Genomic DNA, 18,186 nt, shown 5'->3' with positions numbered 1-18,186 from the left:
AGTTGCGGTCGACTTCGAGTCGAATACACGTTTGTGGATAGATAGACGGTAGATCGTCGCCGCACGCCGAAAAGTATGCACGGGACTGCGGGTTTTTCTTTCGACATTCTTTTGCGAGCACCGCCACCACATCGGGTATGACCGAACTCCCACGATCCGACCCGCTGGCGGCGGTCTCGCCGCTCGACGGGCGGTACGCCCGGCGGACGGCCCCGCTCAGCCCCTATGCCAGCGAGTCCGGCCTCATGCGTGCTCGCGTGCAGGTCGAAGCCGACTATCTGCTCGCGCTGGCCGGCCTCAATGTGGTCCCGATCGACCTCACCGACGCCGAGTCGACCACCCTGCGAGCGACCTACGAGGACTTCGACGCCGACGACGCCCGCCTGATCAAGGAACTCGAAGTCGACGGCGCAGATGGGTATTCGGCGACGAACCACGACGTAAAAGCCGTCGAGTACTTCCTTCGCATCCGACTGGCAGAGGCCGACGCGGTCGACGATGCCGAGCGCCTCTACCCGTGGATCCACTTCGGGCTGACCAGCGAGGACGTCAACAACCTCGCCCACCGACTCCTCGTGAAGCCTGCCGTCGAAGACGTGCTGATCCCCGAACTGCAGGCGCTTCGTGACGAACTGGTCGACCTCGCCCACGAACACGGCGATCTCTCGATGCTCGCCCGGACCCACGGCCAGCCCGCGACGCCGACCACCTTCGGCAAGGAGATGGCCGTCTACGCCTCGCGGCTCGGCAAGGCGGTCGCCCGTCTGCAGGCTACAGCCGAGGATCTGTCGGGCAAGCTTGCGGGCGCGTCGGGCACCTACGCGGCCCACCACGCCGCCTACCCGGACGTCGACTGGCCAGCTTTCTCGCGCTCCTTTGTCACCGATCTCGGCCTCGATCACACCGACCTCACCACACAGGTCAATCCCTGTGACGATCTCGCGGCCGTTTTCGACGCCCTGCGCGGCGTCAATAACGTTCTAACAGATATGGATCGGGATATGTGGCTCTACATCTCGGATCGGTACCTCGGCCAGCAGACTGTCGACGGCGAGACCGGTTCCTCGACGATGCCCCACAAAGTCAATCCGATCGATTTCGAAAACAGCGAGGGCAACCTCTCGAAGGCCAACTCGGATCTCACCTTCCTCGCCGACTACATCACGACCTCTCGGCTCCAGCGTGATCTGTCGGATTCGACGGTCAAACGCAACATCGGCGCGGCGTTCGGCCACTGCCTGATCGGTTACAAGAAGGCTGCCACCGGGCTTGACAAGATCGTTCCCAACGAACAGGTGATGACCGAGGAGTTGGAGTCGACGCCGGAAATCATCGGCGAAGCCGTTCAGACGATCCTCCGACGAGAGGGCGACACAGAGGCCTACGAGCGAGTCAAAGCCCTCACCCGGGGCAAGCAGGTGACGATCGAGGACTTCTACGAACTGTTCGAGTCGCTAGACGTCGCGGAGTCGGTCCGCGAGGAACTGCTCGCGCTCACCCCGACCGGCTACACCGGGATCGCCGACGAACTGGCCGACGGAGGCGACGACTAAACACTGCAACAGGCTGCCGCCGCCGGTAGTCGGTGGCTACGGCTCCGGTACCGGAAGCGACTCCCGTGTGCCGCCCCCGGCGTGGGCGACGATCACCGGCGAGTCGGCCTCACGTTGGACCTGTTTCGAGGTCGACCCGAAGACGAACCGTTCGAGCGGGCCGTTGGTCGGCGCGCCCATCACCGTCAGGTCGTAGTACTGTGACTGCTCGGTGATCGCCGCCGGCGCATCGGGAGCCTCGTAGAGCCACGTGTCGACGTCGACTCCGTCGGTGGCGACGGCGTCGCGGGCCGCCTCGAGGAGGACACGCCCCCGATCGCGGGCCGCCGAGTCGTCGCCGTCGACCACGTGAAACAGGTCGACGGCGGCGTCGTTGGCGCGGGCGACCGCGACCCCGGCCTCGACGGCCAGCCGACTGTGGTCGCCGCCGGCGATCGGGATCAACACCGAGGCGATCCGGTCGGTCTCGCCGCGACCGTCGACGGTCAACACGTCGGCGCTCGTCGAGAGTCGTTCGGCGCGGTCGGAGAACAGTTCCTCGAACAGTCGCTGATCGGTACGGCGCTTGACAACCATCACCGACGGATCGTACCGGTCGACGATCGGATCGAGCGTCGCCGCAGGTTCGACGGGCGTTACCGACGAACAGTGGCGCTCGCGGTGGCTCTCCGGCAAGACCCCGGGTGCGTCGGCGTCCGTGGCGCTAACGAGCAACTCGGTGCCGCGGTCGGCGGCGAGTGCGTGAGCGATCGAGACGGCACGCCGCCGGGCCGTCTCGTCGTCGATCGGGCCGAGGAGACAGGAACCGCCCGACACGTGCTTGTCGGACGGCTCCTGAGCGTTCGAGACCCCGATCATCATACGCGTTCTGCGTGCTAATCGGGTATAAAATACAGTGATTCTCGCCTGAGTGGTCAGTAAAACCTTACTTTTCGATAATACTTTCTTCGACTGCTTCACCGAAGTGGCGGGCGACGTCCTCGTAGTAGATCAGCATCTCGTCGCCGGCTTCGAGATCGGTGACGGCTTTCCGGCCCTCACTCGTCGCGACCTTGATCGTCTCGGCGTTCTGGAGCAGCGTCTCGATCCGGTCGCCGTCGACGTCGAGTTCGACCCGGAACATGGGCCGTTTCTCGATCTTCACGCGGCCGACGATCGCCTCGCGGGTGTTGCCGTCGGTGTCGACGACCTGCACCTCGTCGCCGCTTTTCAACTCCGCGAGGTACTTCGTGCCGCCGTCCGGCGTCCGGACGTAGGCGTGGACCGCCCCGGCGTTGACCCGGAACGGCCGGGAGGCGACGTACGGGGATTCGGCGGTCTCGGCGTGGACGAAAAACAGCCCACGGGACATCGAGCCGATCAACATCCCCTCGTCGTGGTCCATCAGGCTCCCGGTGTCGATACAGACGCGGTCGGCCATCCCGGTCCGTTCGACCTCGAGGACTTCGCCGTACTGGAGATCCAGCGTCTCGCGCTCGGCGGCGTCCCGCACCTCGACGGTCTCCCGTATTTCGTCGGGGTTGTCGGTGTCGAGGAGCACGCCGTCGGCCCCCAGTTCGAGGGTCTCGAAGGCGGTCTGGGCCTCGTCGGCTGTCGTCACACCGGCCAGTAGATCGGTCTCCTCGCCGATCCGGGCGATCAGGTTTTCGAGGGGAATGATCGTCCAGTCCTCGCCGATGACGATCGTGTAATCGGCATCGCGGGCCGCGGCCTCAGCAAAGGCTTCGTAGTCCTGGTCGAAGATGCGGACGTAGGCCCCCTGTGCTCGGTCGTCGCTGTGACGAAGCGTCGTCAGATCCGCAGAACCGGAGAAATCCGAGGGGAGGTCGACCGTCCCGTCGCCCTCGCCGTCCTTGCCGACGAAGTAGGCGTCGGCGACTGCCGTCTCGGATTCCGCCTCGTCGACCATATCGGCGTCCGACCGGAACGCCGCGACGTTGATATCGCCGAGTTCGCGGACCCGCCCCACGTCGCTTTCGTCGACCAGTACCCAGTCGACGCCGGCTTCGATCGCCGCCGTGATCCGATGCTTGCGTGTCTCCCAGTCGCCGACCGTGTCGTCGGCTTTCAACCAGACCGTTCGCGTCATTACCTGTCGGTCAAGGTGGGACGGCTTGAACGTGACGGAAGCACAGCCATCGGGGGGTCCGATCTTTTACCCTCCACCACGCTTTTCGGTCGGTGAGCCGACGGTTGATCGGATGCAATCGGGACAGGGGCTGGGGTGGGTCGTTCCGATCCTGCTCGTGACACTGCTCGGCGGACTGATGTGTTCTCGGGAAGCTAACCGGAATCCGGCAAAAGGGTTCCTGTACGCTGTTAGGCTTCGACAGTCAGTCCGGCAGCGACCAGCGCGTCCTCGGCGTCCATATCGTCGTGGATGACCGCCGAGACGGCGCGAGTGATCGATTCGGGATCCTCGTGCTGGAAGATCGATCGGCCCATCGAGACACCCGCCGCCCCGGCATCCATCGCGCCGCGGACCATCTCGACGGTTTCGGCGTCCGTTCCCCGGGCTCCGCCGGCGATCACGATCGGGAGATTCGTCGACTCACAGACGTGCTGGAAACTCTCGGCATCGCCGCTGTAGCCTGTTTTGACGACGTCGGCACCGAGTTCCTCGGCGAGCCGGACGGCGTGACCCAGGTATTCGGGCTCGTCGCCCTGAATACCCGGCCCGCGAGCGTAGGCCATCGCCAACACGGGAAGCCCATAGCGGCTGGCCTCCCCCGTCAGCTCCGCGAGATCTTCGATCTGCTTTGGCTCGTAGTTCGAGCCGACGTTGATATGGAACGAGACGGCATCGGCACCCGCACGGATGGCCTCCTCGACGGAGCAGGTCACCCGCTTGTCGTTTTCGTCCGGACCGATCGTCGTCGACCCGTTGACGTGGACGATGTAGCCGCTGCCGTTTTTGTGCGGGTGGACGCGGCCGGCGACCCCCTTCTGGGTGAGGACGGCGTCGGCGCCGCCGCTGGTAATGCCGTCGACGGTGCCTTCGAGGTCTTTGAGTCCGGTGACGGCCCCCATCGTGATCCCGTGATCCATCGGGACGATCAGGTAGCGGCCGTCTGTCGAAACCCGTTCGAGCCGAGCGGTGAGTCCTGCGGACATGGTTGTTGTGTCACTCTCTGTCAGCCGCGGGCTATGTAGCTTGCGACTCTGTGGCTTCAAATGGCGTCGACATCGGGGGAGCGTCGGGCCGCCCCCTCCCGTGTTCCCTCGGCGAGTTCGCGGGCCTTCGCTTCCAGTTCGGCGGCGGTCTCCTCGACCGGCCGCTCGGAGCTGGCTCCCTCCGCGACGATGTCGACCAGCGCACTGCCGACGATAATCCCGTCGGCCCCGTTGGCGACGATTCTGGCCGCTTGATCGCCCGAGGAGATCCCGAAGCCCACTGCTTTGGGTACGTCCCACTCCGAGAGCCGCTGGAGACTCCGGGTCGTCTGGTCCGAGACGTCCGTCTTGGCGCCGGTCGTCCCGAGTCGAGCCTGCACGTAGACGTAGCCCGAGACGCGCTCCATCATGCGTTCGAGCCGCTCGCCTTCGGTCGTCGGCGCGACGATAAAGACGAGGTCCAGCCCGTGGTCGTCGCAGGCCTCCCGAAGCGGGTCGGCCTCCTCGGCAGGGAGGTCCGGGACGACGAGCCCTGAAATCCCGACCTCGGCGGCGCGCTCGACGAAGGCGTCGGGACCGGGAGCACCCCCTCGGGATCGTCCGTATTGGTAAATGAGGTTATAATACGTCATGCAGACGAGTGGAACGTCGACGTCCAACTCGGTGACGAACTCGAAAAAGCGGCTGGGGGTCATCCCACCTTCCAGCGCCCGAACGATCGCGTTCTGGATCGTCGAGCCCTCGGCGATCGGCTCCGAGAAGGGGAGGCCGAGTTCGATGATGTCCGCGCCGCCGCGGGCCAGCGCCTCGACGTACGCTTTCGAGGCCTCGTAGTCGGGGTCGCCGACCGCGAGATACGGGATGAAGGCGGGGCCGTCGGCGAACGCCGCGGCGATCGCCTCGTTTTCGGCCATCTAGATTCCCTCCGCGAACATCGACATGTCCGGCGCGTTCGGCACGTCGCGGGCGTCGGTCTCCTCGATCGCCGACTGGAGGTCCTTGTCGCCGCGACCGGAGACGTTGACGATCACGCTTCCGGACAGCTCCGCGTGGTGTTCTTCGAGGTAGCCGAAGGCGTGAGCGGTCTCCAAGGCCGGAATGATTCCCTCCGTCTGGGAGAGCCGATGGAACCCTTCGAGCGCCACGTCGTCGTCGACCGCCACTGGCGTCACGCGGTCGGTGTCGACCAAGTGGGCCAACTCCGGCCCGACACCGGCGTAATCCAGCCCCGAGGAGATGCTGTGGGACTCCATGATCTGGCCGAACGAATCCTGCAGGAGTTTGGTGCGTGCGCCGTGGAGGACGCCCTCCTCGCCCGTCGACAGCGACGCGGAGTTGGGTGCGACACCTGCCTCCTCGTCGACAGCGAGCGAGGAGCCGCCGGCCTCCACCGCATAGAGGTCGACGCGCCCTCGCGGCTCGTCGCCGCTCGGGTCGTCCGCGGAACTCCGTTCCGCGCCATCGTCGTCGACGAAGTTGGCGAACGTCCCCATCGTGTTCGAGCCGCCGCCCGCACACGCGATGACCGAATCGGGGAGGCCGCCGATCTTCTCCTGTGCCTGCCTGCGGGCTTCCTCGGAGATGACGGCCTGAAAGTCCCGGACCATCGCCGGGAACGGGTGGGGGCCGACGACGGATCCGATCACGTAGTGGGTCGACTCGACGGTCGCCGCCCAGTCGCGCATCGTCTCCGAAATCGCCTCCTTGAGCGTGCCGCGACCCGCCGTCACCGGTTTGACGTCCGACCCGTTGAGCTTCATCCGGAAGACGTTGGGGCGCTGGCGGTTGATGTCCCGTTCGCCCATGTAGATCGTACAGGGCATATCGAGATGCGCCGCCGCCATCGCGGTCGCAGTGCCGTGTTGGCCCGCGCCGGTCTCGGCGATGATCCGCTCTTTGCCCATATATTTGGCGAGTAGGACCTGCCCGAGGGCGTTGTTCAGTTTGTGTGCGCCACCGTGCAACAGGTCCTCGCGTTTGAGATAGACGTCGAGGTCGTAGCGCTCCGAGAGCCGGTCCGCACGCTGCAGCGGGGTGGGTCGACCCCCGAAATCAGCCAGCCGCTCGCGGAACTCGTCCATGAATCCGTCTTCGTTATTCAGGACGTACCGCTGGTAGGCGTCGTCTAACTCCCCGATCGCGGGCATCAGTGCCTCGGGAACGTACTGTCCGCCGTAGTCGCCGAACTTGCCGTCAGTGCTCATTGGTAGCTCCTGTAAACCGCTGTGTGTTCGTTTCTGGATCGCCGTCCATGATGGCAGTTCCGATCAACAGTCCATCGGCCCCCGTCTCACGCATTCGCTGTACGTCTTCGACCGTCGACACGCCGCTTTCGGCGATCAGGGTCACGTCGGCTGGCGCGTTGGGCGCCAGTTTTTCGAAGGTAGCGAGGTCGACTTCCAACTGACCGAGATCCCGGTTGTTGATCCCGATGATCGACGCGCCGGCCTCGATCGCCGCCGCGAGTTCGTCCTCTGTGTGGACCTCGACCAGCGCCTGAAAGCCGCGGTCTTCCGCGGCCCGAAGCATCGGTTCGAGATCGTCGCCGAGGAAACGGGCGATCAGCAGGATCAGGTCGCTTTCGGCGGCGTCGAGATGGGACTCACGCAGGAGGAAGTCCTTGCGCAGGACGGGCACGTCGACCGCCGCACGGATCCGTTCGAGGTTTTCGACGGAGCCGCCGAAGTGGTCTGGTTCGGTGAGCACCGACAACGCCGCCGCCCCACCTTCGACCATTGCCTCGGCGAGGTCGACCGGATCGGCCTCGGTCGTCCCCTCGGTCGTCGGACTCGTGGGTTTGACCTCCGCGATCACCGGCACGCGGCCGTCATCTTCGGCGGCCGCGAACGCCGCCGACAGCGACCGAGCCTCGACGTCGACCCGCGAGTCGCCTCCCGGACGGTCGGCGGCCGACGCGAGGATCTCCCGGACCGCTGGTGCCAACTCCTCCGCAGTGTAGTTCATCTATGTACACTGATGTACGTATATGTACATAACACTTGCGCCACGAGACGGAACCCTTGAAACCACCCGCGGCTTGGACAGAGGTAGAATGTCTCCCGCAGGAATCTACGCGCGACGGTTCGATTCCCTCGACGGCGTCGTCCAGCTGGGGGTCGCTGGTGGCCGGGTGATCGATGTCTCGTTCCCCGAGGAAGTCCCAGCCGACGCCGAGACGGACCACGAGTTGCTGGACGCCGTCGAGGCGTATCTACACGGTGACCCGACACCCGTCGAGCGCGCCGAGATCGGGCTGACGGTGCCGACCGACCAGCGGGACGTCCTCGAAGCCCTCGACTCGGTTGCGACGGGGTCGACGGTCACCGTCTCGCGGCTGGCACGGCTCGCCGGCCTCGATCCGAGCGACGACGACGATCTCGAAGCGGTCCGGGACGCCCTCCGAGCGAACCCGATCCCCATTTTCCTCCCCGATCACCGCGTGCGGGACGGGCAGGGAGCGACCCCGCCACGGATCGCCGCGGCGCTACGTCGACTGGAAAACTAGTCGTCGAGATATCGGGAGAGCCCGATCGCGCCGAACAGGAAGAAGGCCGCGCCGATCGGACCGTCGAAATCGAACAGCAGCGGGAGGTCGACACTCACCAGCGTACTGCCGATTATCATCCCGACTCCAGCGGCGACCACGGTGAGATCGCGCTCGGGGATCCGTTGGAGCGTCAGGGCGACGAAGGCGATCGTCCCGGAAACGATCAGAAACGGGACCAAGGGGTGGCCGGTCGCGATATCGGTGATCAGCAGGATACAGCCAACCGCGATCATGAACGTCGCTCCCAGCAGCGGGATATCGTCGGGGTCGACCGCGAAGAGCCCCTCGGTATCCATGCGGGCGACAACGAAACGATCCCTCTTGAAACTGTGGTTCACGGTATCAGTTGGCTCAACCGAACCGTAGTCGCACCCTACGCGACGTAGCCAGTGACTACGGCAGCCGTGACCGACAGGCTCATTCATCCATCGGTGTATGAGTCGGGTATGCGCGTCAGAGACTGGGACGATATCCTTTCGGACGTCAGCGAAGACGATCGTGACCCGGATGGATGGCGCGCCGTCGCCGGCCACCGCCGAGGAGGCGTCGGCGAGGACCTGTATCTCGGCCATCCCGACGCGGGAGTGTACCTGCTCAAGACCTACGCGAAAAACCCCTACGAGCTACAGGGCGTCGGCACGCAGGTCGCTCGAAAGGTCGACGACGAGCTCGATCCACTGTTCCCCCGCCGGACGGACGACGACGGCCGCTTTGCGATCCAGCAGCCACCTGAAGACGAGTCCGCGGCCGAATCGATGGCCACCCGGCTCGAAGAGACGATCAAGGTCCACGCCGAGGCACCGACGACCGCCGAGGACTTCTTCACCGATCTGATGGAGGCCGTCAACAGCCCGGCGTTCGGTCCCATGGAGTACGACATCGACGACCGGCCGGACCGCCTCGATGACCTCGCCGAGACGTTCGAGGACGCCAACGAACTCCTCTCGAAGGAACTCGACGACTTGATCGACGAGGCGGGCGTCGACCGCGGCTTCGAGTAGCCGTCGACTACTCCCGGTTAGTCACTGCGTTCGGTCTCGACCACGCCGCCAGCGTCGGTCCACTCGCTCATACTGCCCTCGTAAACGGCGACGTCTTCGAAGCCGAGGGACCGAAGGACGACGAAGGTGTGACTGAGCCGTCGGGAGGTGTTGCAGTAGAGAACGATGCGGCGCTCGCGGTCGATTGGGATACCGCGGTCGGCCAACAGCGTCTCGATGTCGTCGCGGGATTTGACCCCCCGAGTCTCCTCGTCGACGAGTTCCATCCAGTCGAGACGGATCGCCCCGGGCAGGTGGCCCTCTTCGTACTCCCACGCCTCACGAGTGTCGAGCAGCGTCGTTTCGCCGCCGTCGATGGCGTCGGCGACGGCCGCGCGGTCGACGATCGGTGCGTCGGCCACGATCCCTCGGGGTTCGTAGTCGGCCGGCTCGATGTCGGGTGTGGCGTCGGTGACCTCGTACTCGCGTCGCCACGCGCTGAAATCGCCGTTCAGGAGTCGGACGTCGCCGTGGCCGTAGACGAGTGCCGTGAGCACCAGCCGAGCGGCGAAGACGCCGTGGGTGTCGTCGTAGGCGACGATCGTGTCGTCGGGGGCGATCCCGGCGGCCGCGAGCAGGTCGACGAAGGCCTCGCTGCCCGGCAGCGTCCCCGGATCCGGCGAGTCGTCCTCGCGGTAGCGGTCGAAGGGGATCGAGACCGCGCCGGGAAGGTGGCCCATGGCGTCGTACTCCCACGCCTCACGGACGTCGACGAGTCGGACCGACGGCTCGTCTAGGCGGTCGGCGACCCACGAGGGGTCGACGAGCAGATCTGTGGACATACCCAATCATACGGACCGCGCGTGGTTAACCATCCGGCGGTGTCGACCGCCGCCGGGGTTCCCGGATACCAGATATTGTTGCCGGTTTTTTGTCGGCATGACCGTCCGTGATGGGCCACCGGTACCGCTCGAGGCGGTGTGTGGCGGCCGCACCGGCAACCGCTGGCAATACTCTCCGGCATCCTTCAGGACCGGCCGAAAGCACCGTCGATAGTAGTACTAAGATGGTGGGGGGCCAACCAGTGGGTGTATGACTGAGTATGCGAAAGACGTGCTGGTCTCGGCCGACTGGGCCGAAGACCACCTCGAGGAGTTCCAGAGCGACGACCCCGACTATCGACTCGTGGAGGTCGACGTCGACACCGAAGCCTACGACGAGAGCCACGCCCCCGGTGCGATCGGCTTCAACTGGGAAGACGACCTGCAGGACCAGACCACCCGTGACATCCTCACGAAGGAGGATTTCGAGGACCTGCTGGGTGCCCACGGCATCACCGAGGACTCGACGGTCGTCCTCTACGGTGACAACGCCAACTGGTTCGCCGCCTACACCTACTGGCAGTTCAAGTACTACGGCCACGACGACGTGAAGCTACTCGACGGCGGCCGCGAGTACTGGCTCGACAACGACTACCCGACGACCGACGAGGTCCCCGAGTTCTCCGAAGTCGACTACGAGGCCTCCGGGCCGCGGGAGTCGATCCGTGCCTACCGCGACGACGTCGAAAACGCCATCGACAAGGGCCTGCCGCTGGTCGATGTCCGGTCGCCCGAGGAGTTCTCCGGCAAAGTGCTCGCGCCGCCGGGACTCAACGAGACCGCCCAGCGCGGCGGCCACATCCCCGGCGCACGGAACATCTCGTGGGCCGCGGTGACCAACGACGACGGCACCTTCAAATCGGCCGAGGAGATCGAAGAGCTCTACGCCGAGGAAGGCATCGACGGCGAGGGAACGACCGTCGCCTACTGCCGCATCGGCGAGCGCTCGTCGGTTGCCTGGTTCGCGCTCCACGAACTGCTCGGCTACGAGGACGCCATCAACTACGATGGTTCGTGGACCGAGTGGGGGAACCTCGTCGGCGCGCCGATCGAGAAGGGCGAGGCTGACGACTGAGCGTAGCGAAGGAGAAAGCCTCGAATCGAAGCGGGGAGGCGAAGCCGGCCCGCGGAGAAAGGCGAGGCTGACGACTGAAGCGAGACCCGACCGACTGGAGAGTCTCGAAACTGCGAGCGGGCTCTGCCCGCGAGAGCAAAGCCCCCGGCTACTGACTACTCCCGCAACGACGACAGCGATTCCCGTTCTTTTGCCGTGTCCCACCGCACCGCGATGAAGACGATCACCAACCCGAGGAGCAACAGTGCGAGCCCGAGGGCCGCAGGAAGGACGTTCTCGGTCGACCCGAACTCGTCGACGCGGAAGCTGATGATCTGCCGAGCAACGGCGATGATCGCCGCGCTGACGACGATCGGCAACACCGGATCGTCGGCCGCGTAGGCGATGAGCGTTCGATGGACTTCGAGAACGATCAACAGCAGCAGGACCGTATCGATCAGGCTGACGACGGCCACCGGATCGGTGTACTCGCCGGTCACGATGAGCCCGTACAGCCCGAGGCCGAGATCGAAGAGGCCGATCAGGAACAAGGCGAGCAGAAAGTAGGTGGTGGTGAGGACGAACCACCGAAGCAGATCTCTCGAGTAGGTCGTGAAATCGGCCGGATCGATTGCCACACAGTATCACAGTACCGAAGCGGCTTTGCTGTTATTCCGCCTCCGCTGTCATTCGCCAGCGCCAAACCGCACAGACTCAAGGCCCACCGTGGCATGATGTCGACCATGACCAGCGACGAATTCGTCGACGACGTTCGCACTGAGAACAAAACAGCCCTCTCGCGGCTCGGCTCCTCGAAATCGCTGTACGCCGAGACGGGCGGCGATATCGAGGCCGAAACCGTGCTTCGGGCCGCGGCGGTCGCCGAAGACGCCGCCCGCGAGACGTTCGAGTTGTGGGCCGACGACGAAGCCAACGAGGCGGCCGCCGCCCTGTTCGCCGACCTCGCCGAGCAGGAGGCCGATCACTACGAGACCGTTGCAGGGAAACTCGACGACCCACCGACCGCGGCCGACGCCGATCTCCCGGCGATCCAGTCGACGCTCCGGGGCTTCGAGTCGACCGTCGAACGCGCCGGTGGGCTCGTCGGTCGCTGTCTGGTCGCCAAGAAGTCGAAAGAGCAGTATACGGGCTACTTCGTCGGCGATGCCGATCCACAGACTGCAGGGGTCTTCCGGGATCTCGGCGGCGACGTCGACGACCAGATCGACCGCGGAGCGGAACTGATCGAGGCAGTCTGTGGGACCGACGATGAGCGGGAGGCCGCACGAGCCGCAGCCAGCGAGGCGATTCAGGCGGCCTACGACGAGTACACCGAGTCGTTGGAGTCGATGGGAGTGAATCCGAAACCGGTCTGCTGAATCGGACTACGGGTGGGCGTAGTAGACCACTGATCCTTCCTCGCCGTGTTCGTCGACCCGAACGAAGCCGATCCGCTCGAACTGGACGATCTCGTCGACCGCGGTGTCGGCGAAGGCCGGCTCGGCGGCCCCCGTGACGTCGCCGTCGGGGGTCCGCATCGTAACCGACACCGTGTCGTCGGCCGGGGCCCAGTGGATCACGCCTACGTCGCCGTCGCGGACGACCGAGATGTCGTCGCCGGTGGCGACGAACGCGTCGTTCTCGTAGCGGACACAGCCGTAGCCTTTGAGCCAGATACGCTCGCCGTCGGCCGGGATGTCGTCGGGTTCGACCAACACGGCGTCGTCGACCGGGATCTCGCGGTCGCCGCGATCCTCGTGGTTGGGGTGCAGCGGCGGATGGCCAGCCTCGGGCTTGGCGTCACCGACGACCGGGATCTCTTGGCCGTCGCGAACGAGGAAGTAGCGGTTGGCCTCGTCGTCGACGATATCGCGGTTGTTGGCGTAGATCGACGACATGGCGAGATCGACGTCGGTGGTCGACATGCCGAGGCCGATCATGGAGTCGACGATGGCTTCCCCATGGATGCCGCGGCGACGAACCGACTGGAGCGTCGGCGCTCGGGGATCGTCCCAGCCGTCGAGTTCGCCGGCGTCGATCAACTCCTTGATCGTCGACGTCGATATCTTGATGTCGTAGGCGTCGATCTGGACGTGGCCCCAGTGGAGCACTTCGGGGTACTCCCAGCCGAAGTAGTCATACAGGAACTGCTGGCGTTTCGCGGAGTCTTGGAGGTCGATCCCCCGAATGATGTGCGTGATGCCGACGAGGTGATCGTCGACGCCCGACTGGAAGTCGAGCATGGGCCAGCAGCGGTAGTCGGCTGCTTCCTCGCGTGGGTGCGGCGTATCGATCATGCGGAACGCCACCCAGTCGCGGAGGGCGGGGTTCTTGTGTTCGATGTCGGTCTTGACGCGGAGGACCATCTCGCCGGACTCGTAGTCGCCGTCGACCATCGCTTCGAACTCTTCGAGGACGGTCTCGGGGTCCTTGTCGCGGTTCGGCGACGGAGTACCTTCGCGTTTGAGTTCGGAGAACTCCTCGGCGGGGAGATCGCAGGTGTAGGCCTCGCCCATCTCGATGAGTTCGCGGGCGTGGTCGTAGTAGGTCTCGATGCGGTCGGAGGCCCGGTAGACCTCGTCGGGTTCGAAGCCGAGATACTCGATGTCCTCCAGAATGGCGTCGTAGGCCGAGATATCGGGCCGTTTGGTTTCGGGGTCGGTGTCGTCGAACCGGATGACGAACTCGCCGTCGTAGCGGTCGGTATAGGTGCCGATCACCGACGGCATGCGGGCGTGGCCGAGATGCCACGGACCGTTGGGGTTCGGCGCGGCCCGTAGGCGGACCGTCTCGTAGTCCTCGACGTTCGGGAGGTCGGGCAGGGTGTGGTCGTCTGCTTCGTCGTCGGCGTCGAGTTCGTCGACGAGCGCTTGATCCAACTCGGCGAGTCGCTCGCGGCGGGCTTCCGTGTCGAGGCCGCCGACCTTGCCGACGACTTGCCCGACGACGCCCGGTACCTCGTCGCCGTGTGGTCGAAAGTCGGGATTCTCGCCCATCAGTGGGCCCATGATCGCGCCCACGTCGGGGTCGCTGTCGTGTTTGAGCGCGTTGAACAGGGCGTGTTTCTCGGCTTCCTGTTTCACACGCTCGCGGAGTTCGTCGTCCATTGGCAGTGGCTTTCGCGTGACCAGTCAAAAGGGGTGTGGATCGGTCGACGGCGGTGTCCGTTCGCGAGGAACTGCTCGCCGGGAGCGTTAGGCCTCGAGCAGCGTCGACAGCCGCGCGTTTTCCTTGATTTCGATCCCGCCCTGCCCAACCGTGAGCGGAACCGCTTCCAGCGTCGACTCGCTGCCGAGGTGGAGCGTCGGATGGAACGCACCGCGGACCCGGACAGCGGCTCTGGTCTGGCAGACGACGCCCACGTCCGCAGGAAGCCTCAGCGTCTCGTTGTAGTCGACCAGATAGACGCCCGCCGAAAGTTCCCACCACCCGTACTCGTCGTCGGGATCGCGTTTTTCGGTTTCGACCGGCTCCGTCCCGGCGGGATCGAGTTCGCCGCCGCCGAAATCCACGCGGCCGGGTTCGGTGATCCGACTGATCGAGTCGACGGTCAGATCTAGGCCCGGCGAGTCGGTTTGGGTCGGTTCGTAGACGAGGTCATCGACGAATGTGGTGAGGTCCATACGTGCCCATTCGCCACCGGATTCAAAAAGGTCGGCTCGGGCCGGTCGGTTCACGGGCGATTCTTCAAGCATTTAACCCCGGCCGCAGACAGAGAGGGTATGAGCAATCGAATCCTGTTGCTTGGCGCACCCGGCGCGGGGAAGGGGACACAGAGCAAGCGGCTGGCCGAAGCCTACGACATCGAACACATCACCACCGGTGACGCGCTCCGTGCGAACAAGGACATGGAGACCGAACACGGCACGCCGCGGGAGTATATGGAGGCCGGCGACCTCGTTCCGGATCCGGTCGTCAACGAGATCGTCGACGCCGCACTGTCTGATGCCGATGGCTTCGTCCTCGACGGCTACCCACGGAACCTCTCGCAGGCCGAGTACCTCAGCGAGCAGACCGACCTGACGGCGGCGATCTTCCTCGACGTCGGCGAGGACGAACTCGTCCGCCGACTGACCGGTCGACGGATGGACCCCGAGACGGGCGACATCTATCACACCGAATTCAACATGCCCGACGACGAGGAAGTCGAGGAACGACTCGTCCAGCGGGACGACGACACCGAAGAGGTCGTCAAAGACCGGCTCGACACCTACTACGAGAACACCGAGCCCGTGATCGAACACTACCGGGAGACGGGCGAACTCGTCGAGGTCGACGGCGAGGCCCACCCCGACGAGGTCTTCGAGCGGATCAGCGAGATCGTCGACGACGCCTGATCGGAACGCCACATCGAGAGTACAACCTTCTTAACCGCTCGTTGCCTACCGGCCGGTAATGAGCAGGATCGAACGCAAAGTCCGGTCGATGGTCCGCTCGGACGCCGAGATGAAATCGGCGATTCGGACCGTCCTCGACAGCGCCACCGATGGCGAGGTCCAGTGGGTCGACGTCCGTGACTCGATCACCAGCGGCCAGTGGGGTCGGCTGATCGAGAAAGGGATCCTCGTCGACGGCGAGTCGGGATTCCGCCTCGAGGAGCCCAACGCCATCGAGGCCGGGCTCGAGGAACCGAGCGACGACGAGGAGATCGAAGACAGCACGTGGTCGAAGTGGGACAAGGGCGCTGCGGCGGTCACACTCACCATGTTCGCCGGCTACGCGTGGGCCCCCGCCCGAGACGTCGTTGGCAACGCGGTCGACGTCATCCTCGCGCCGGTTCTCAGCATCCTCCCGTTCTACGCCGTCATCATGATCATCGCAGTCGCGACCGGCCTCTACTCGACGCTGCTACGGGTCGCGCTGATGGATATGGAGAAGATGGGACAGTACAGAGAACAGATGGAGGAAGTCAAAGAGCGTCGTGAGGCGGCCAAAGAGCGCGGCGACGATGAGGCCCTCGACGAGATCCAAGAGGAGCAGATGGAGATGATGGGCGACCAGCTCGGCATGTTCAAAGAGCAGTTCCGCCCGATGGTCTGGATCATGTTCCTCACGATCCCGGCGTTCCTCTGGATGTACTGGGTCGTCGGCTACCGTGGCGGCGTCGCCCACCACGAGGTGGGGTCGATGGTCATTCCGCTGGCCGGTGCCGTCGACTGGACGACCGCGATCCTCGGCCCGATCCAGGTCTGGATCGTCTGGTACTTCCTGTGTTCGATGGCGTTCCAGCAGGTCATCCAGAAGGGCCTCAACATCGACATGACGCCCTCGTCGAGCTAACGCCCGCCGGGCAGTCGTTTTCGGGCGTCCCGCTGTGAGGTTCCGCGACTGTTTTTATACGTATTCGAAGACGCGAGCCATGCCTCGCTCCAAGTGATAGACGTTGTGGCAGTGAAACAGCCAGTCGCCGGGGTTGTCTGCACGGAAGTCGAAGGAAACCTGCCCGCCGTAGGGCGGCACCAGCACGGTGTCTTTGACCGCCTCACCCACTTGGAAGAAGTGCCCGTGGAGATGCATCGGATGGATCGCCGGACTGCGGTTGACCATCTCCACTCGGATCTGCTCGCCCTCGCTGATCGCTAACGGCTCGGCGTCCGGATACACTTGGCCGTCGATCGTCCACGCTTCGGGGTCGCTCTGCATCATCCCGCCGGCGAGAGTAAACTGGAAGGTTCGGTCGGGCGTGCCGTCGACGTCGAGGGGGTCGAGCGCGCTGAGGTCGCCGTACTGGAGCTTTCGGCCGTCGAACTGCGGGCGGTCGGCAGTCTCCCCGCCGCTGGCGTTCTCGTACCGGAGTCTCGCTTCTGCGGGCTGTTCGGTCCCGACGACCGGTGCGGCGACGATCGGCCACTCGCCGGGCGTGTCGGTCTCAACGAGCACGTCGTACCGCTCGCCCATGCTGAGTTCGAGGAAGTCGACCTCGATCGGGTCGACCGGCCGTCCGTCGGCGTGTGTGACGGTCAGCGGGTGGCCACCGATTCCGACCCGGTAGGTCGTCGCGCTGCTTGGATTTATTAGTCGAAGGCGGACACGATCGCCTTCCTGCACGTCGAAGGCCGGTGGATCGGACGGGAGACGGCCGTTGATGAGGAGTCCCTCGTATGGCGGGCGTTGGCCCTGCATCGGGTTGTTTCCCTCTCGTCCATCTCCACTCGGGGGGCCGCCACCGTCAGGACCTCGGCCACCGGGGCCGCCTCCCGGACCGTCGCCTCCGGGCCCGCCGGGGCCTCGACCGCCGCCAGGCCCCATACCGTCTCCCGGACCACCGCCCGGACCACCTCCGCCGGGGGCTCCGTCTCCTGGGCCCCCATCTCCGGGTCCTCTACCGGGGCCTCCATCTCCGGGGCCGCTCCCTCCCGGCCCGCCTCCGGGTGGGGCTTCGATCGAGTCGAGTGTCGGTCGACCGAAGAGGAAATCGTCGATCATGAGCGTATACTCCCGGTCGTACTCGACGTGGGGCGAGTCTTCCTCGACGATCAGCGGCCCGGCGAGCCCCGTATCGAGTTGAAGCCCGACGTGGCTGTGATAGACGTAGGAACCCGCCGGTGAAGCGTCGTACTCGTAGGTGAACGTCTCGCCGGATGAGATCGGTTCCTGCGTGACATTTGGGACGCCGTCCATCGGGTTCGGGACGGGGATCCCGTGCCAGTGAACGGTCGTCTCCTCGGAGAGTTGATTGTCGACGTCGATTCGGACCGTTTCGCCCTCGTTGAGCCGGATTTCCGGCCCCGGGAACTGGTCGCTGTACTGCCACGTCTCGCCGCTTGCATCCGGTCCGATCTCGGCCTGTCCGTTCGCGGCCACGAGGCTCACGTCCGTCACGTCGGTCCCGTCCTGTTGTGGACGCGACTGGCCAGCCGCAGGCCCGGTCGACCGATGGACTCCTGTCGTCCCGAGGACCGCTGTGCCGCCAAGGACGCCCATCACCCGACGCCGTGTGAGTCGCGGTTCGTGTGTGACCATCACACACGTCACCACGCCAACGAGTATAAAAGAGAGGACCGTATCGACGTGCGACGTGTTCCACGTCGTTTCGTCTACCCCGTCATGGATGGCT

The 18,186-nt window shown here is 65.1% G+C and carries 19 protein-coding genes; 7 read left to right on the top strand and 12 right to left on the bottom strand.

Annotation, left to right across the window (positions count from 1 at the left end):
* Positions 1-137: 137 nt before the first annotated feature.
* Positions 138-1,553, top strand: coding sequence for an adenylosuccinate lyase (gene purB / locus NKJ34_RS05130; RefSeq protein ID WP_253737204.1), 1,416 nt, complete (start codon positions 138-140; stop codon positions 1,551-1,553).
* A 36-nt stretch (positions 1,554-1,589) separates the two neighbouring features.
* Here the strand turns inward: purB and NKJ34_RS05125 are convergent, their stop codons facing one another.
* The 6 genes from NKJ34_RS05125 to trpC form a co-directional block, all read right to left on the bottom strand.
* Positions 1,590-2,414: a universal stress protein gene (locus NKJ34_RS05125; protein ID WP_253737203.1), complete on the bottom strand. Its 825-nt coding sequence runs from the start codon at positions 2,412-2,414 to the stop codon at positions 1,590-1,592.
* 64 nt (positions 2,415-2,478) lie between these two features.
* Complete coding sequence (locus NKJ34_RS05120; protein WP_253737202.1) at positions 2,479-3,642, bottom strand: 3-dehydroquinate synthase II; 1,164 nt, start codon at positions 3,640-3,642, stop codon at positions 2,479-2,481.
* Positions 3,643-3,872: 230 nt separating this feature from the next.
* Entirely contained in the window at positions 3,873-4,667 is a 795-nt protein-coding gene (locus NKJ34_RS05115; RefSeq protein WP_253737201.1) for a 2-amino-3,7-dideoxy-D-threo-hept-6-ulosonate synthase, read from the bottom strand.
* 56 nt (positions 4,668-4,723) lie between these two features.
* Positions 4,724-5,581: a tryptophan synthase subunit alpha gene (gene trpA / locus NKJ34_RS05110; RefSeq protein ID WP_253737200.1), complete on the bottom strand. Its 858-nt coding sequence runs from the start codon at positions 5,579-5,581 to the stop codon at positions 4,724-4,726.
* Positions 5,582-6,871: a tryptophan synthase subunit beta gene (gene trpB / locus NKJ34_RS05105; protein WP_253737199.1), complete on the bottom strand. Its 1,290-nt coding sequence runs from the start codon at positions 6,869-6,871 to the stop codon at positions 5,582-5,584. It abuts the gene before it with no gap.
* Positions 6,861-7,631 carry an indole-3-glycerol phosphate synthase gene (trpC, locus tag NKJ34_RS05100; RefSeq protein ID WP_253737198.1) on the bottom strand — a complete coding sequence of 257 codons (771 nt, stop codon included), beginning with the start codon at positions 7,629-7,631 and terminating at the stop codon, positions 6,861-6,863. The genes trpB and trpC overlap by 11 nt, the downstream gene beginning before the upstream one ends.
* A gap of 88 nt (positions 7,632-7,719) precedes the next feature.
* On the opposite strand from trpC, the gene NKJ34_RS05095 reads away from it, so the two are divergent.
* On the top strand, positions 7,720-8,172 hold the full coding sequence (locus tag NKJ34_RS05095) for an MGMT family protein (protein WP_253737197.1): 453 nt from the start codon (positions 7,720-7,722) through the stop codon (positions 8,170-8,172).
* On the opposite strand, the gene NKJ34_RS05090 is transcribed toward NKJ34_RS05095, so the two are convergent.
* Complete coding sequence (locus NKJ34_RS05090) at positions 8,169-8,510, bottom strand: hypothetical protein (protein ID WP_253737196.1); 342 nt, start codon at positions 8,508-8,510, stop codon at positions 8,169-8,171. The two genes, NKJ34_RS05095 and NKJ34_RS05090, sit on opposite strands and share 4 nt — an antisense overlap.
* A 150-nt stretch (positions 8,511-8,660) precedes the next feature.
* Between NKJ34_RS05090 and NKJ34_RS05085 the strand changes: the two genes are divergently transcribed.
* On the top strand, positions 8,661-9,215 hold the full coding sequence (locus tag NKJ34_RS05085) for a hypothetical protein (RefSeq protein ID WP_253737195.1): 555 nt from the start codon (positions 8,661-8,663) through the stop codon (positions 9,213-9,215).
* A gap of 17 nt (positions 9,216-9,232) precedes the next feature.
* On the opposite strand, the gene NKJ34_RS05080 is transcribed toward NKJ34_RS05085, so the two are convergent.
* Entirely contained in the window at positions 9,233-10,036 is an 804-nt protein-coding gene (locus NKJ34_RS05080) for a sulfurtransferase (protein ID WP_253737194.1), read from the bottom strand.
* A gap of 250 nt (positions 10,037-10,286) precedes the next feature.
* Between NKJ34_RS05080 and NKJ34_RS05075 the strand changes: the two genes are divergently transcribed.
* Positions 10,287-11,150, top strand: coding sequence for a sulfurtransferase (locus NKJ34_RS05075; protein WP_253737193.1), 864 nt, complete (start codon positions 10,287-10,289; stop codon positions 11,148-11,150).
* A 155-nt stretch (positions 11,151-11,305) separates the two neighbouring features.
* Here the strand turns inward: NKJ34_RS05075 and NKJ34_RS05070 are convergent, their stop codons facing one another.
* The gene (locus NKJ34_RS05070) at positions 11,306-11,767 is read right to left on the bottom strand and encodes a phosphate-starvation-inducible PsiE family protein (RefSeq protein ID WP_253737192.1); all 462 of its coding nucleotides are present in this window, start codon (positions 11,765-11,767) and stop codon (positions 11,306-11,308) included.
* A gap of 105 nt (positions 11,768-11,872) precedes the next feature.
* Between NKJ34_RS05070 and NKJ34_RS05065 the strand changes: the two genes are divergently transcribed.
* Entirely contained in the window at positions 11,873-12,508 is a 636-nt protein-coding gene (locus NKJ34_RS05065) for a transcription antitermination protein (protein ID WP_253737191.1), read from the top strand.
* 6 nt (positions 12,509-12,514) lie between these two features.
* Here NKJ34_RS05065 and NKJ34_RS05060 read toward each other — a convergent pair whose 3' ends face one another.
* Both NKJ34_RS05060 and NKJ34_RS05055 read right to left on the bottom strand, forming a co-directional pair.
* On the bottom strand, positions 12,515-14,236 hold the full coding sequence (locus NKJ34_RS05060) for a glutamate--tRNA ligase (protein WP_253737190.1): 1,722 nt from the start codon (positions 14,234-14,236) through the stop codon (positions 12,515-12,517).
* An 87-nt stretch (positions 14,237-14,323) separates the two neighbouring features.
* Positions 14,324-14,752: a dCTP deaminase/dUTPase family protein gene (locus tag NKJ34_RS05055; protein WP_253737189.1), complete on the bottom strand. Its 429-nt coding sequence runs from the start codon at positions 14,750-14,752 to the stop codon at positions 14,324-14,326.
* Positions 14,753-14,851: 99 nt separating this feature from the next.
* On the opposite strand from NKJ34_RS05055, the gene NKJ34_RS05050 reads away from it, so the two are divergent.
* Both NKJ34_RS05050 and NKJ34_RS05045 read left to right on the top strand, forming a co-directional pair.
* On the top strand, positions 14,852-15,466 hold the full coding sequence (locus NKJ34_RS05050; RefSeq protein WP_253737188.1) for an adenylate kinase: 615 nt from the start codon (positions 14,852-14,854) through the stop codon (positions 15,464-15,466).
* 58 nt (positions 15,467-15,524) lie between these two features.
* Positions 15,525-16,409: a DUF106 domain-containing protein gene (locus NKJ34_RS05045; RefSeq protein ID WP_253737187.1), complete on the top strand. Its 885-nt coding sequence runs from the start codon at positions 15,525-15,527 to the stop codon at positions 16,407-16,409.
* A 54-nt stretch (positions 16,410-16,463) separates the two neighbouring features.
* Here NKJ34_RS05045 and NKJ34_RS05040 read toward each other — a convergent pair whose 3' ends face one another.
* A complete protein-coding gene (locus NKJ34_RS05040; protein ID WP_253737186.1) occupies positions 16,464-18,092 on the bottom strand; it encodes a multicopper oxidase family protein in 1,629 nt (542 codons plus the stop codon).
* Positions 18,093-18,186: the final 94 nt, after the last annotated feature.

Origin of the sequence: Halohasta salina, assembly GCF_024178165.1 — an archaeon.
Taxonomy (GTDB): domain Archaea; phylum Halobacteriota; class Halobacteria; order Halobacteriales; family Haloferacaceae; genus Halohasta; species Halohasta salina.
Note: the sequence above shows the minus strand (reverse complement) of the source record. Positions and strands in the feature narration are given on the sequence as shown.